This is a genomic window from Pseudoalteromonas sp. S3178 (assembly GCF_005886985.1).
GTDB lineage: Bacteria > Pseudomonadota > Gammaproteobacteria > Enterobacterales > Alteromonadaceae > Pseudoalteromonas > Pseudoalteromonas carrageenovora.
Map to the genome: position 1 here is coordinate 1 of NZ_PNCW01000372.1, position 214 is coordinate 214.

Genomic DNA, 214 nt, shown 5'->3' on the forward strand with positions numbered 1-214 from the left:
CGCCATCACTGAGTTATTAAACATGATGTTATCGGCTTGCTTTTCGCCATCAGAAGTCACTTGAATACAGCTGCTGTTTACCGCATTTTTCTTAACCAATAAGGCGTTGTAAATGCTGGCATTGAACTCATCGTCGAACTTGTAAGCTTGCGAAGGGTCATCATCTCGCACAGAATTGCCATCTGTGGTCACGATGGTGATGTTAGCAAGGGTC

General features: G+C 44.4%; 1 pseudogene. It reads right to left on the reverse strand.

Features of this window, described 5'->3' with window-relative positions:
• Positions 1–214: pseudogene (locus CWC11_RS21345) on the reverse strand (hypothetical protein); the annotation flags it as partial.